The 13726-nt window shown below is 72.1% G+C and carries 12 protein-coding genes; 10 read left to right on the top strand and 2 right to left on the bottom strand.

Annotation, left to right across the window (positions count from 1 at the left end):
• Positions 1 to 2 precede the first annotated feature (2 nt).
• The 10 genes from IT347_00920 (at position 3) to mutS (ending at position 11213) form a co-directional block, all read left to right on the top strand.
• On the top strand, positions 3 to 236 hold the full coding sequence (locus IT347_00920; protein ID MCC6348140.1) for a zinc ribbon domain-containing protein: 234 nt from the start codon (positions 3 to 5) through the stop codon (positions 234 to 236).
• 30 nt (positions 237 to 266) lie between these two features.
• Positions 267 to 572 carry an integration host factor subunit beta gene (locus IT347_00925; protein MCC6348141.1) on the top strand — a complete coding sequence of 102 codons (306 nt, stop codon included), beginning with the start codon at positions 267 to 269 and terminating at the stop codon, positions 570 to 572.
• Between the two features lie 274 nt (positions 573 to 846).
• Positions 847 to 2433, top strand: coding sequence for an RNB domain-containing ribonuclease (locus IT347_00930; protein ID MCC6348142.1), 1587 nt, complete (start codon positions 847 to 849; stop codon positions 2431 to 2433).
• An 8-nt stretch (positions 2434 to 2441) separates the two neighbouring features.
• Positions 2442 to 2975: a PilZ domain-containing protein gene (locus IT347_00935; protein ID MCC6348143.1), complete on the top strand. Its 534-nt coding sequence runs from the start codon at positions 2442 to 2444 to the stop codon at positions 2973 to 2975.
• Positions 2972 to 4288: a 3-phosphoshikimate 1-carboxyvinyltransferase gene (gene aroA / locus IT347_00940; protein MCC6348144.1), complete on the top strand. Its 1317-nt coding sequence runs from the start codon at positions 2972 to 2974 to the stop codon at positions 4286 to 4288. The genes IT347_00935 and aroA overlap by 4 nt, the downstream gene beginning before the upstream one ends.
• Positions 4285 to 4977, top strand: coding sequence for a (d)CMP kinase (locus IT347_00945; GenBank protein MCC6348145.1), 693 nt, complete (start codon positions 4285 to 4287; stop codon positions 4975 to 4977). Before aroA ends, IT347_00945 begins: the two co-directional genes overlap by 4 nt.
• Before the next feature lie 81 nt (positions 4978 to 5058).
• Positions 5059 to 5706 (top strand): 1-acyl-sn-glycerol-3-phosphate acyltransferase, encoded by a 648-nt coding sequence (locus IT347_00950; GenBank protein ID MCC6348146.1) that lies wholly within the window; start codon positions 5059 to 5061, stop codon positions 5704 to 5706.
• Positions 5707 to 5747: 41 nt separating this feature from the next.
• Positions 5748 to 7547 (top strand): 30S ribosomal protein S1, encoded by a 1800-nt coding sequence (locus tag IT347_00955; protein ID MCC6348147.1) that lies wholly within the window; start codon positions 5748 to 5750, stop codon positions 7545 to 7547.
• A gap of 127 nt (positions 7548 to 7674) precedes the next feature.
• Positions 7675 to 8550: an SPOR domain-containing protein gene (locus tag IT347_00960; protein ID MCC6348148.1), complete on the top strand. Its 876-nt coding sequence runs from the start codon at positions 7675 to 7677 to the stop codon at positions 8548 to 8550.
• 47 nt (positions 8551 to 8597) lie between these two features.
• The gene (gene mutS, locus IT347_00965; protein MCC6348149.1) at positions 8598 to 11213 is read left to right on the top strand and encodes a DNA mismatch repair protein MutS; all 2616 of its coding nucleotides are present in this window, start codon (positions 8598 to 8600) and stop codon (positions 11211 to 11213) included.
• A gap of 29 nt (positions 11214 to 11242) precedes the next feature.
• On the opposite strand, the gene IT347_00970 is transcribed toward mutS, so the two are convergent.
• Together IT347_00970 and IT347_00975 are read right to left on the bottom strand one after the other, a co-directional pair.
• Positions 11243 to 11836, bottom strand: coding sequence for a YkgJ family cysteine cluster protein (locus IT347_00970; GenBank protein ID MCC6348150.1), 594 nt, complete (start codon positions 11834 to 11836; stop codon positions 11243 to 11245).
• An 8-nt stretch (positions 11837 to 11844) separates the two neighbouring features.
• On the bottom strand, positions 11845 to 13701 hold the full coding sequence (locus tag IT347_00975) for a bifunctional homocysteine S-methyltransferase/methylenetetrahydrofolate reductase (GenBank protein ID MCC6348151.1): 1857 nt from the start codon (positions 13699 to 13701) through the stop codon (positions 11845 to 11847).
• Between the last annotated feature and the right edge of the window lie 25 nt (positions 13702 to 13726).

Consider the following 13726-nt stretch of genomic DNA (forward strand, 5'->3'; position numbering starts at 1 on the left):
GCGTGCCGCTTTACGAGTACCGCTGCGCGGCGTGCAGTCATCGCTTCGAGTCGCTGCTGGATCGCTGGGATTCACCGGCGCCGCCGTGCCCGCACTGCGGGGAATCGTCCGTCCGGCGCCAATGGAGTGTCTTCGCCGTCGGAACCGCCCCGGAAAGCCGTCCCACGTCCCCTCCGCGCGCCGCGGCCGGGGCGTGCCGGTCTTCCGGATGCGCGTGCCGTCCGGCATCGAACTGAACTCGTCGAGGTTCTTCAGGGGGAGCCCACATGACGAAGGCGGATCTGGTCGAGGAGATCGCGCAGCAGAGCGGCATCTCGCGTGCCCACGCGGCGATCATCGTCGATGGCCTGCTCGACGCGGTGTGCCGCGCGTTGAGCGAGGGGAAACATCTCGAAATCCGCGGATTCGGCACGTTCAAGGTCCGCGAACGCCGCGCCCGCCGTGCCCGCAACCCCCGAAGCGGAACGGAAGTCCTGGTGCCGGCGAAGCTCGTGCCCGTGTTCAAGCCCAGCCGCGAGCTCAAGGCTCTCGTGCTGGAGAGCAAACAACCGGAACAGACGGCCGCAGGCTGACGGCCGCGTCGACAAGGAGCAGGAATGGGTTCTGGAAAGAAGCGGAAGCGCAAGAAGATCGCCACCCACAAGCGTAAGAAGCGCCTGCGGAAGAACCGTCATAAGAAGCGCATCCGCTGACCGGCCCCTGCGGGACGCCGAACCGGCCCGACGCATCCTCGGCCGCGCGCACTTCGCGCGCGGCCGTTGGACATTCGACCCCGCGAGGCGCTGGCCCGGCGGCATCCGGCCGCTGGTCTGGCGCGGCGCTCACGCGCCGGAGGACGGTGACTACGTGATCGCCGAGGTGCCGCCGGACGAGCCGGCGCACCTCGTGGAGGTGCTGGGCGCGGACGACCGGCCCGAGTTCGATCCGCTGGCGATCGCCTCGCAGTACCGGCTTCGCACCCGGTTTTCCGCCGCCGTCCTCGCCGAGGCCGACGCGTGCCGCGAGCCCGGCGGCGACGAACTTCGCGGGCGCGAGGACCTGCGCGACACGCTGGTCTTCACGATCGATCCGCAGGACGCCCGGGACCACGACGACGCCCTGTCCCTCCGTCCGGCCGGTCACGGCCGGATCGAGGTCGGGATTCACATCGCCGACGTTTCCCACTACGTGCGCGAGGGTGGCGCGCTCGACGCGGAGGCGCGCGAGCGCGGCACCAGCTGCTACCTGCCCGATGGCGTCGTGCCGATGCTGCCCGAGCGCCTTTCGGCGGATCTGTGCTCGTTGCGCGAGGGCGTGGATCGGCTCGCCCTGAGCGTGTTCGCGACCTTCGAGGCCTCCGGGCTGCTGCACGGCTATCGTTTCGCGGCCACGGTCGTGCGCAGTCGCGCCGGGCTCACCTACGAGCGCGTCGAGGCGGCGCTCACGGGAGGCACGCCGTTGCCCGCGGACCTGCAGCGGGCCTGCGAGCGGCTCATGGAGCTGGCCCGCCTGCTTCGCCGGCACCGCCTCGCGGTGGGCGCGCTGGCGATCGAGTCGCCCGAGACCCGTGCGGTCGTGGACGAACGGGGCGTCCCGCTGCGAGTCGAGCGCCGGCCGCACCTCGAGAGCCACGAACTGGTCGAGGAGTTCATGCTGCTCGCCAACCGCTGCGTGGGGGAAGCCGGCGCGGTGCGCGGCGCCGGGATGCTGTGGCGCGTGCACCTGCCGCCGAACGAGCGCAAGCTGGTCGAACTGGACGGGATGCTGCGCGCGCTCGGCCTGCCGCGACTCGGGCGCGCCGACGAGCCCCATCGGGCGCTGCAGGCGCTGCTCGCCGTTCCGCTCGACGATGCGCACCGCCGGGTCGTCCACCGCCTGGCGTTGCGTTCGCTGACGCGCGCCCGCTACGACGAGCGCGACTTCGGGCACTTCGGGCTCGCGGCGCGCGAGTACTGCCATTTCACCTCGCCCATCCGGCGCTACCCCGACCTGCACGTTCATCGCCGCGTGCGCGAGTGGCTGGAGCGCCGGCGCGACGGCGCCTGGGATCCGGCGGCGAACGCGGAACTCGCCGCGCGCTGCAGCGCCGCCGAACAGAACGCGACCGAGGCCGAGCGCGAGGCCGTGCGCGTGAAGGGCCTGCGCTGGCTCGAGGGGCGACTCGGGGAGCGCGCATCGGGTAGTATCTCCGGCCTCGTACCCCGAGGATTCTTCGTCGAGCTCGACGACGTGCCCGTGGACGGTTTCGTGCGCGTCGGGATGGATCTGGACGATCGGTTCGACCTCGATCCCGCGGGAGTCCGACTCGTGGGCCGGCGGACGCGCCGGCGCTTCGCGCTCGGGGATCCCGTCGAGATCGTCGTCGCGCGCGTCGACGTTCCGGCGCGCGAATGTGACTTCGCGCTCGTACCCACTGGCCCGCGGCGCGGCCGCCGCGGCGGACACAGGAGGTAAGGATGGTGGTGAAGAAAACGACCCGGCGACGGGAGCGTCGCGTCAGCCTGCGCGTGGACGCGCGGCTGAGCATGCGGGTCGAAGGGGCGCCCGACGGCGGGCCGTCGGCGCAGATCGTCACCGAGAGTCAGAACATCTCCGCGAGCGGCGTGTACTGCCTGAGCTCGCACTTCCTGCCGCCGCTCTCGAAAGTGCAGCTCACCATCGTGCTGCCGAAACTCCCCGGACGGGGACATGCGCAGGAACTGGTCAAGTGCGAAGGCATCGTCGTGCGTTGCGAGTTGCTGCCGCAGCGCAAGTCGGATCCGCGCTACCAGCTGGCGTGCATGTTCTCGGGACTGGAGCGCGCCAAGAGCGAGCTGCTCGAGGAGTTCGTGACCTGGCGCAATCTGCAGGCGCTGCGGGCCGCGCTGGCCCCGAGCCCGGCCGGCAAGAAGGCGCCGGCGCGCAAGCGGACGGCCCGCGCCGGCTCGAGCCGGACCGCGGGTTCGCGGGTCGCGGCGCCGCGGCGGACCCGCGGGGCGCAGCGCGGAACGCGATGACCCACGGCGGTCCGCTGGTCCGCGCGGGCCGCGTGCTCGGCGGCCGGTTCCGGCCGCCCGGCGACAAGTCCATCACGCATCGGGCGATGCTCTTCGGACTGCTGGCCACCGGTGAGACGCGGCTTCGCGGCGTCAACCGCGGAGAGGATTGCGGCCACACCCTGGCCGTGACCGCGGCGCTGGGCGGAGGCGTTCGCCAGGACGGCGACGAGATCGTCGTGCGCGGCACGGCGAGGGAGCCGGCCTCGGACGGACTGCGGCTGGAGTGCGGGAACTCCGGCACCACGATGCGGCTCACGACCGGCATCGTCGCCGCGCTCCGGGGCGAGTGCGTGCTCGACGGCGACGCTTCGCTCCGGCGCCGGCCCATGGCGCGAATCGCCGAGCCGCTCGGCCGCATGGGCGCGGGCGTCGTCTGCGCCGAGGGCGGGCGCCCGCCGCTGCGGGTGAGAGGCGCCGCGCTGCGCGGAATCGACTACGAAGTGCCGGTGGCGAGCGCGCAGGTCGCGACCTGCCTGCTGCTCGCCGGACTGTTCGCGGACGGAGCGACGCGCGTGTCGCTGCCGGGGCCGGCACGCGACCACACCGAGCGCATGCTGCCCGCCTTCGGCGTGCCGCTCGAGGTGACGCCGCGGACCGACGGCGGACGGGCGGTGCGCGTGACGCCCACGGTGCCCAGCGGCGCCGTGGTGACGGTGCCCGGGGATTTCTCGGCCGCGGCGTTCCTGCTCGCCGCCGCGGCGGCGACGCCGGGAGCGGCCGTGACCGCCGCCGGTGTCAGCCTCAACCCGACGCGCACGGGCCTGCTCGACGTGCTGGCGGAAATGGGGGCCGGGGTCGAAATCCGTGATCGCTCCGAAGCGGCCGGGGAGCCCGTCGGTGACGTGACCGTGCGAGGACCGGGCGAACTGCTTCCCTTCGACGTTCCGGCGCAGTGGGTGCCCAGGCTCGTGGACGAAGTGCCCGCCTGGGTGATCGCCGCGAGCGCGGCCCGCGGGGTTTCGCGGGTGGTCGGGGCCGCCGAGCTGCGCGGCAAGGAGAGCGACCGGATCGCCTCGCTGGTGCGCAACCTCGGACGCGTCGGAGTGACCGCCCGGGAACTGCCCGACGGCCTCGAGGTCGAGGGCGGCGTGCCCCGCGGCGGCCGGATCGAAGCGGATCTCGACCACCGTGTCGTCATGGCGTTCGCCGCGCTCGCGACACGCGCACTCGGGCCGGTGAGCTTCGACGACGTGAGCGCCGTCGCGACCTCGTATCCGGGATTCTGGAGCGACCTCGCCGCGCTCGGCGCGTCGGTCGAGAGCGCGGCGTGAGCTTCGTCGTCGCCATCGACGGGCCGTCGGCGGCCGGCAAGAGCACCACCGCGCGCGCGGTCGCGGAGCGTCTGGGTTTCCTCTACCTGGACACGGGCGCCTTCTACCGCGCGCTGGCGCTCAAGGCGCTGCGCGAGGGAGCGCACGCGGACGACGCCGAGCGACTGGGCGCCCTGGCCGCTTCGACGCGCATCGAGTTCACGGGCACGCCCTCGGCCGCGCACGTGTTTCTCGAGGGCGAGGACGTGAGCGAAGCCATTCGCACGCCCGAGGTGAGCGAAATGGCCTCGCGGGTCGCGGCGGTGCCGCAGGTTCGCCGCCAGCTCGTCCTGTGGCAGCGGGCCCTGCGCGACAAGGGCCCGCTGGTGGGCGAAGGTCGCGACCTGGGAACGGTGGTGTTCCCGGACGCCGAGGTGAAGGTCTACCTCGACGCCGACCTCGACACGCGCGCCCAGCGCCGCTGCCGGGAACTGCATTCGCGCGGGATCGCCGTGACGCTGCAGGAGGTCCGGGAGGACCTGGCGCGGCGCGACGAGCGCGACCGCACGCGCGCGGACAGTCCGCTGCGCGCGGCCGAGGGCGCCCGCGTGGTGGACACTTCGGGCATGGAGCTCGAGCAGCAGGTGAAGGCGGTGCTGGACCTCGTCACCGGCCGGCCGGATTGCCCGGGCGGCCCCGGGACGGGGTAGCGGCCCCTGGCGTTGGGCCGGTGCGGTCCGGCCGCGTTGGGACGGGTCCGGCCGGGGGCACCCCACGGGTTAGGAGATTTCTTGGGTCTGCTCTATAGTGCCACGCGGTTCTTGCTGGAAGGCCTCGTCAGGGTCGCCAGCGGCATGGAGGTGCGGGGGCGGGAGAACATCCCGCGTTCGGGCGGACTGATCGTCGCCTCGAACCACGTCTCGTTCCTCGATCCGCCGCTGGTCGGCATCGCCGCGGTCCGGGAGCTGCACTTCCTCGCCAAGGAGGAATTGTTCCGCCCGCCCGTGTTCGGTTGGCTCATCCGCACCTACAACGCCATTCCCATCCGGCGCGGCGTCGCGGACCTGAGCGGACTGTCGAAGGCCCAGGACGTTCTCCGGGGTGGAAAAGCGCTCATCATGTTCCCGGAGGGCAGCCGGATGCGGGACGGCGAGCTGCATCCCGCCCGCCCCGGAGTCGGAATGCTTGCGGTCGGCACGGACGCGCGGATCGTTCCCTGTTACATCTCGGGCAGTGACCGGCCGGGAGGATGGCTCACCCGGCGGTCGAAGTTGTGCGTCGGGTTCGGCCCGGCGCGCAGCTGGCAGGAACTGGCGGGCCCCGGGTCGGACCTCGCACCCGGCCGGGCGCTTTACCAGCGGATCGGCGACGGTCTGATGCGGGAGATCGCCGAGATCCGGAATCGCCAGCGACACACGGCTTCACGCGGACCGGCCTAGCGCCGGTTCCCCATTCCATATCGCAGGAGGCTTCTGTCCCCATGCTGGAAACCACGGAACACACCCCCAACCCCGCGCCGGTCCGGCGGGCACCGCCGCTGCCGCTCGTCCCGATCAACTACGAGGACGAGGAGGAACTCACCCTCGAACAGCGGCAGGAAATGTTCGGGCAGTACGAAGAGTCCATGCGCTCCATCGGCGAGGGCGAGATCGTGCGCGGCACGGTCCTGTCCATCGACGACAAGGACGTGCTGGTGGACGTCGGCTTCAAGAGCGAGGGCATCATCTCGCTCAGCGAGTTCCCCGACCCGTCCGCCATCAAGGTCGGAGACATCCTCGAGGTCTTCCTCGAGAAGATGGAGAACCAGGACGGACTGGTCGTGCTCTCGAAGCAGCGCGCCGACTTCGTGCGCGTCTGGGATCGCGTGAAGGAGGCCCACGACAACGGCCAGGTGGTCGAGGGCAGGCTCATTCGCAAGATCAAGGGCGGTGTGGTGGTGGACCTGTACGGGGTCGAGGCGTTCCTGCCCGGCTCGCAGATCGCTCTGCGCCAGGTCCAGAACGTGGACGCCCTGCTGGGGCAGGCGGTCTCCGTCAAGATCATCAAGCTCAACAAGCGCCGCCGGAACATCGTCGTCTCGCGCCGCGCCGTGCTCGAGGAGGAGCGCGACCGGATGAAGGCGACCATCCTCAAGGATCTGGCGAAGGATCAGATCCGCGAAGGCGTGGTCAAGAACATCACCGACTTCGGCGCGTTCGTGGACCTCGGCGGCATCGACGGCCTGCTGCACATCACGGACATGTCGTGGGGCCGCGTCGGTCACCCGAGCGAACTGGTCAAGATCGGCGACAAGGTGCGCGTCAAGGTGCTGAACTTCGACCCCGAGAAGGAGCGGATTTCCCTCGGCCTGAAGCAGCTCGACGCCTATCCGTGGGAAGGCGTGGACGAGAAGTACAAGGTGGGCGATCGCATCAAGGGCAAGGTCGTCTCGATCACCGACTACGGCGCGTTCGTCGAGCTGGAGAAGGGCATCGAGGGGCTGATCCACGTGTCCGAGATGTCGTGGACGCGCCACGTGCGCCACCCCTCCAAGGTCGTCAACATCGGCGACATGATCGAGGCCGTCGTCCTCAAGGTGGACAAGGCGAACGAGAAGATCTCGCTGGGCCTCAAGCAGGTGGAGCCGGATCCGTGGCTGACGCTCGACCTGAAGTACCCGCCCGGCATGCGCGTGAAGGGCAAGGTCCGCAACCTGACGAACTTCGGCGCCTTCGTCGAGCTCGAGGAGGGGATTGACGGCCTCGTGCACGTCTCCGACATGTCGTGGACGAAGCGCGTGGCGCACCCGAGCGAGGTCCTCAAGAAGGGCGACGCGGTCGAGGTCGTGGTGCTGTCCATTGACAAGGAGCACCGCCGCATCAGCCTGGGCCTCAAGCAGGGCTCCGAGGATCCGTGGCCGATGCTGGCCGAGAAGTTCCCGGCCGGCATGGAACTGACCGGCGCGGTCAACCGGTTGTTCGACCGCGGGGCGATCGTGGACCTGGGCGAAGGCATCGAGGGCTTCATCCCGCTCTCGCAGCTGGGCATCGACGACCTCAAGCGTCCGAACGACGCCTTCGAGGTGGGCGAGAACCTGATCATGAAGGTGACGCGCGTGGACGTGCCGAACCACCGGCTCATCCTCAGCGTCAAGGCGTGGCTCACGGAGCAGGACGACATCGCCCTGGCCGAGTGGACCTCGAAGCGGAACCAGGTGCGGGCGCGCATCGCCGCCAATCCGCCCGTCGAGGACGCCTCCGCGCCGCGCTCCAAGGCCGACGACGACGTGGCCGACGAGTAGGCCCCGCCGCACGCACACGAGGCCGGCCCGCGAAAGCGGGCCGGCCTTCGTCGTCCCGGCCCGGACCGGGGGGCGGCGTCCCTCGGGGCTGGCGGGGAGTTGCCGGGCACCCTATTCTCGCCAGCCCATGCGCCTCCCGATCGCCTTCCTGCTCGTGCTTCTGGCCGCTCCCGGCGGCGCCCTCGCCGGCTCGGCCGAAGCCTGGCGCGGCCTGCCGCGGTCGCTGTCCGCCGACAGCTGCCTGCTGCGCCTTCGCGCCTGGGAGGTGGCGCCCGCCAGGGGCGTCACGATCGCGGATGCCGCGCTCGCGCTGGGCGAGCTTCACTACGCGCGCGGAGAGTATCGGCAGGCGCGTGACGCGTTCGGCCGCGCGTCCGCCCGCGGCCCGGAGGGCGAACGGGGAGAGGCCCGCTACTGGATGGGGCTGTGCTCGCTCGCGCTCGGGGAGGGCGCGACCGCGAGAAAGGCCTTCGCGGACGCGGCGCGCGAAGCGCCGGCGCGTCGCGCGCTGGCCGAGCTGGGCACGGCGCAGGCGTGGGACGTCGAGCGCCGGCCCGATCGTTCGCTGGAGGTCCTGCAGGCGCTGCTCGCCGGCGATCCCGGCGAGGCGGGACCGGCGGCGCTCGAGCGCGAGGCGGCCCTGGCGGAACAGTTGCATCGCACGGACGAAGCCCGCGAGGCACGCCGGCGGCTCGCCCGCGAGTACCCGCGCAGCCTCGAGGCCACGCGCCTCGGCGCGGCCGTCACGCTCCCGGTGGGTTCCGGCCCCGTGGGGGTGCAGATCGGGGTGTTCGCCGATCGCGAACGCGCCCGGTCGCTGTCCGCGCAGGCGAAGAAGGCGGGGTTCGCGGGCGTGCAGGTGATCGAACGGCGCGGCGAGGGGGCACGGCCGACGCTGTGGGTCGTGCGCCTCGGCAGCTATGCGACGCGCGAGGAGGCGGAGTCCGCCGGAGAGCGGGCGCAGGCCACGCTCGGCGTCGGCTGGCAGGTGATGGCGCCGTGACGCACGCGACCGGAGTCCCCGCGACGGCGGCGCGAACGACGCCGCTCATGAAGCAATACCTCGCCACCAAGGAAGGGCACCCGGACGCCTTCCTGTTCTTCCGACTCGGCGATTTCTACGAGATGTTCTTCGAGGACGCGGTTCGCGGCGCCCAGCTGTTGGGCCTGACGCTGACGTCGCGCAACAAGCAGGATCCCGAGCCGATCCCGATGTGCGGCATCCCCTGGCATCAGCGCGACGGCTACGTCGCGCGCCTGCTGCGCCTGGGCCACAAGGTCGCGATCTGCGACCAGCTCGAGGATCCCGCGCAGGCGAAGGGCCTCGTCCAGCGCGGCGTCACGGAGGTCCTGACTCCCGGATCGGTGACGAGCGACACGTTCCTCGAGGTCGCCACGCACAACTGGCTGGCGGCGCTGTGGCCGGAGGGCGGGCGAGTCGGCGTCTGCCTCGCCGACGCCTCGACCGGCACGCTGCGCCTGGCGGAATCGGGCTGGGAGGAACTCTCGGGGACGCTCGGGCGCACGCCGGTCGCCGAGTGGCTGCTGCCTTCGCCGCTCGACGCCGAGGCGGCCGGGCATTGCGAGCGGCTGCTTCGCGGCCTGCCCGGTGCGCGCAGTTCGGCGCCGCGCGAGCGCTTCACCGACGGGACGGTGCCCGTCTCGCGCTGGGGAGCGCGGGTCGCCGCGCGGTTCGCGGGCGAGCCGCTGGCGCTGGCGGCGGCGGCGGGCGCGCTCGACTACCTCGACCGCACGCAGGGCGGAGCCGCGCTGCAGATGACGCGCCCGGAGCGCTGGAGCGGCGACCCGGTGCTGCAGTACGACGCCGCGACGGCCCGCCACCTCGAGTTGTTCGCGCCGCAGCCGGGAGGCGAGGCCCGGCACACGCTCTGGCATCACCTCGACCTGACGGTCTCGCCGCTCGGCGCCCGCCGGCTGCGGGGCTGGCTCGAACGGCCGCTGGCCGACCTCGCCGCCATCTCGGCCCGGCAGGAAGCCGTCGCCGCCTGGCAGGAACCCGCGGCCCCGCGCGGCTCCTTCCGCGAGGCGTTGCGGAGCATGCCCGACCTCGAGCGTCTGGCGGCCCGCATCGCCTGCGCGAAGGCGACGCCCCGCGATCTCGGCGCGCTGCGCGACGCGCTCGTCCGGCTTCCGGACCTGGCGGAAGGGCTGGCCGGCTTTCCGGGCGGCGAAGCGGCGCGGGTCGCGCTCGCCGTTCCATCAGGGCTGCGCGAACAGCTCGAGCGCGCGCTGGTCGCCGAGCCCCCGCCCGTCAGCCGCGAGGGCGGGGTCCTCCGTGCGGGCTGGGACGCGGTGCGGGACGAACTCGACGATCTCGCGCATTCCGGCAAGCGCTGGATCGCCGAGCTCGAATCGGCCGAGCGCTCGCGCAGCGGCATCGCGAGCCTCAAGGTCGGCTTCAACCGCGTCTTCGGTTACTACCTCGAAGTCACGAACGCGCACCGTGAAAAGGTGCCGGCCGACTACGAACGTCGGCAGACGCTGACCCATGCGGAGCGCTACGTCACGCCGGCGCTGAAGGCGCGGGAGGCGGAGATCCTCGGCGCCGAGGAAAAGCTCCGGGCACGCGAGCACGAGCTGTTCGTCGCCCTGCGCGAGGCGTGCGCCGGACACGTTCCCGCGCTGCAGGCGGCCGCGGAGGCGCTCGGCCGGCTCGACGCGGAAGCGGCGCTCGCCGAGGCGGCGGTGCGCTACGGCTGGGTGCGGCCGCAGCTCGAGGATTCGGACCGCTTGTGCCTGGAGGCGGCGCGTCATCCGGTCGTCGAGCGGCTGCTGCCGCGCGGCGAGTTCGTGGCCAACTCCGTCCGACTGGAGGGCGCGAGCCGGCAGGTGCTGTTGCTGACGGGGCCGAACATGGGCGGCAAGAGCACCTACCTTCGCCAGGTGGCGCTGATCGTGCTGCTGGCCCAGACCGGCTCATGGGTGCCCGCCGAGCGCGCGACGCTGGGGCTGGTGGACCGCCTGTTCACACGCGTCGGGGCGGCGGACCGCCTCGGGGCGGGTCAGTCCACCTTCATGGTCGAGATGAGCGAGACCGCGGACATTCTGCGCGGCGCCACCAGCCGCTCGCTGGTGCTGCTCGACGAGATCGGCCGCGGAACCGCGACCTACGACGGACTGGCGCTGGCGTGGGCGGTCACCGAGCACCTGCACGCGGGCTCGGGCTCCCGCCCGCGCACGATCTTCGCGACCCACTACCACGAGCTGACGCAGCTCGCCGAGACGCTGCCCCGGCTCGCCAATGTCCACGTCACGGTCAAGGAATGGGGCGAAGGCATCGTCTTCCTGCACCGGGTCGCCGAAGGCGCCGCGGACCGCTCCTACGGCATCCATGTCGCCAAGCTTGCGGGGCTCCCCGAGCCGGTGCTGGCGCGCGCCCGCGAGGTGCTGGCCGAACTCGAAAGCGAGCGGACCGTCGAGCATCTGGAGAAGCACGCCCGCCCCGGCCGCAAGCCGGCCGCCGGCCCGGGACCGCTGCCGCTGTTCGACTCGGTGGTCGGGCCGGCGGCGCCGTCCGGGCACGACCTGCTTGCCGCGCTGCGCCGGGCGGATCCCGACGGGATGACGCCGCTGGAGGCGCTGCGGACGCTCGCGGAGTGGAAGCAGCGCTTCGCGCCCGGACCCCCGGACGCCGGCGACGCCTGAAGCTCCGGCGGGTCCGGTCCGCGGTGGCCCTACGGTTTTCGGCGCGCTTCTCCGCGTCCGCGCCGGGCCGGGGGCGGCAGGTGGGTGGCGGGCTCGTGCGCGGCCGCGCCGCCCGCGGGCTCGCCGATCGTCACCAGCGCGGCGAGGGCCGCCGCGGGCGCGGCGACGCGCGCCGCCGGCGATGCGGCGCGGTGGGCGAGCAGGCGTCGCCAGTGCGCCGGGCGCTTCGCGGCCAGCCAGCGCTCGAACTCGCCGGCGTCGTGGAACCACGCGACCACGTCCGACAGCGGGGCGCGGCGCTCGCAGTGACGCGGGTCGTATTCGCGACACAGCACCGGATGCCGGCCGTGGATGCGGCAACGCCCGCTCTCGTCCAGTTGCCGGCAGCGGGTGGCGATGTGCAGGTACCAGCGTTCGGGCCGCTCGACGTAGAGCTCGAGGTTTTCGTGGTGGAGCACCCAGATCCACTGGTCGTACTCCCACGGGGCGCGCGGGGCGTCCACCTCGATGCAGACGGTGACGCAGCAGCGCGTGCAGCCCGCGCACCATTGCGCGTTCTCGTCCGCCCCCAGCTCGGCCGCGGCCCGGGGGTCGTTCAGCAGCTCTGCGTCGGAAGTCGCCATCCGCGGGATCAGTCCGAGCCGTCGAGCACGTCGAGGCAGTTCTCGTACCGGCCGAAGGAAGGCATCAGGTAGACGCCGTTCGCGGAGCCGCGGCACTGGCGCAGCAGTTCACGCGCCAGCTCGACGCCGACCTGCTGCCCCGAGTTCCCGGCCTCGTGCATGCGCCCGCGGATCCAGTCGGGAACCTGGATGCCCGGGACTTCGTTGTGCAGGAACTCGGCGTGGCGGAAGGATTGCAGCGGCAGGATGCCGATCAGCAGCGGAATCTTCGGCGGTCCGCCGAGCCGCTCGAGGAAGCGCTCCCAGGCGGACAGCTCGTAGACCGGCTGGGTCATGACGAACTGGGCGCCGGCGTCGAGCTTGTGGCGGAAGTGCTCGAGCTCCCAGTCGAGCTTTTCCGAGGTCGGGTTGACCGCGCAGCCGATCGCGAACGCCGTCCGGCCGCCGATGGAGGTGCCCGACTCGTCGCTGCCGCGGTTCATCTTGCCGACGATGCCGATGAGTCCGACGGAGTCCGTGTCGTACACGGCCGTCATGTTCGGGTAGTCGCCGAGGCTCGGCGGATCTCCGGTCAGGCAGAGGATGTTGCGCAGGCCCAGGGCGTGCGCGCCGAGCAGGTCGCTCTGCAGGCCCATCAGGTTCCGGTCGCGGGTCGTGTAATGGAGGATCACCTCGATCTGCGGAAACAACCCGCGCACCTGCCAGGCGAGCGACATCGCGCTCATGCGGATGCGCGCCATCGGCGAATCGGCGATGTTGATGCAGTCCACGCCACGCGCGGCCATGAGCTTCGCGCCGGCGAGGACCTTGTGGGTGTTGACGCCGCGAGGCGGATCGATCTCGACGCTGACCGTGAACTTGCGGCGCATCTTCTCGAGCAGCGTCGGGACTTCGGCCGCGGCCGGCGTGGTTTCCTCGGAGGGCGGTGGCTCGAGCACCGCGACGTCCGCGCCGGAGGGCAGCTTCTCGACCGGCAGATGGGAGGCGAGCCGTTCCCGCATGGCCCGGATGTGGGCCGGTGTGGTGCCGCAGCAGCCGCCCACCAGGCGGGCGCCGGCGGCGACGGCGCGCGCCGCGAAGTCGGCGAAGTACTCGGGATGCGAGCGGTAGACGTAGCGGCCGTTCACGAGCTGCGGCAGCCCGGCGTTCGGCATGACCGAAACCGGCGTCTCGCCGGCGTCCGCCACGAGCTGCGCCAGCACCTCGAGGGCCGGCTGCGGCCCGACGCCGCAGTTGACGCCGATGACGTCGGCGCCCGCCTGGCGCAGAGCGCGGGCGACGAGCTGCGGCGTGTGCCCGTAGCGCGTCTTGCCGTCGGTTCCGAAGGTCATCTGGGCGACGATCGGCAGTTCGCGGGTCACCTCGCGCACGGCGCGAATCGCCGCGAGGATTTCGTTGAGGTCCTGGAACGTCTCGAGCACGAAGACGTCGAGACCTCCCTCGAGCAGCCCCTCGGCCTGCTCGCGGAACGCGCCCTCGGCCTCGGGCACGGTGACGCCGCCGAACGGTTCGAGCTGCCGGCCCAGCGGTCCCATGGAGCCGCCGACGAACGCCGAGGTGCCCGCGATCTCGCGCGCGTTGCGCGCCAGCTTGACGCCCTGACGGGCGACGAGCCGCGCCCTGGCCGCGAGACCGTGCGCCTCGAGGCGGAGCGGACTGGCCCCGAAGGTGTTGGTCTCGATGAGCTCCGCGCCGGCGGCGAGGTAATCGCGATGCACCGCCTCGACCAGGCCGGGCTCGGAGAGATTGAGCTCGTCGAAGCAGCGTTCGTAGGCGATCCCGCGCTCGAACAGCAGCGTGCCCATCGCGCCGTCGGCGAGCAGCGGACCCTGGGCGAGCCGGGCGAGGAAGGGTGAAGTGACCATGAGGGACGCAATCTACGGGCCGCTC

The organism is Candidatus Eisenbacteria bacterium (genome assembly GCA_020847735.1).
In the GTDB taxonomy this organism is placed as follows: Bacteria; Eisenbacteria; RBG-16-71-46; order RBG-16-71-46; family RBG-16-71-46; genus CAIXRL01.

Excerpts from the sequence above, each read along its gene's own strand:
- IT347_00925 (MCC6348141.1), top strand. The coding sequence starts at position 267 with ATGACGAAGGCGGATCTGGTCGAGGAGATCGCGCAGCAGAGCGGCATC.
- aroA (MCC6348144.1), top strand. The coding sequence starts at position 2,972 with ATGACCCACGGCGGTCCGCTGGTCCGCGCGGGCCGCGTGCTCGGCGGC.
- IT347_00955 (MCC6348147.1), top strand. The coding sequence starts at position 5,748 with ATGCTGGAAACCACGGAACACACCCCCAACCCCGCGCCGGTCCGGCGG.
- IT347_00960 (MCC6348148.1), top strand. The coding sequence starts at position 7,675 with ATGCGCCTCCCGATCGCCTTCCTGCTCGTGCTTCTGGCCGCTCCCGGC.
- mutS (MCC6348149.1), top strand. The coding sequence starts at position 8,598 with ATGAAGCAATACCTCGCCACCAAGGAAGGGCACCCGGACGCCTTCCTG.
- IT347_00970 (MCC6348150.1), bottom strand. The coding sequence starts at position 11,836 with ATGGCGACTTCCGACGCAGAGCTGCTGAACGACCCCCGGGCCGCGGCC.
- IT347_00975 (MCC6348151.1), bottom strand. The coding sequence starts at position 13,701 with ATGGTCACTTCACCCTTCCTCGCCCGGCTCGCCCAGGGTCCGCTGCTC.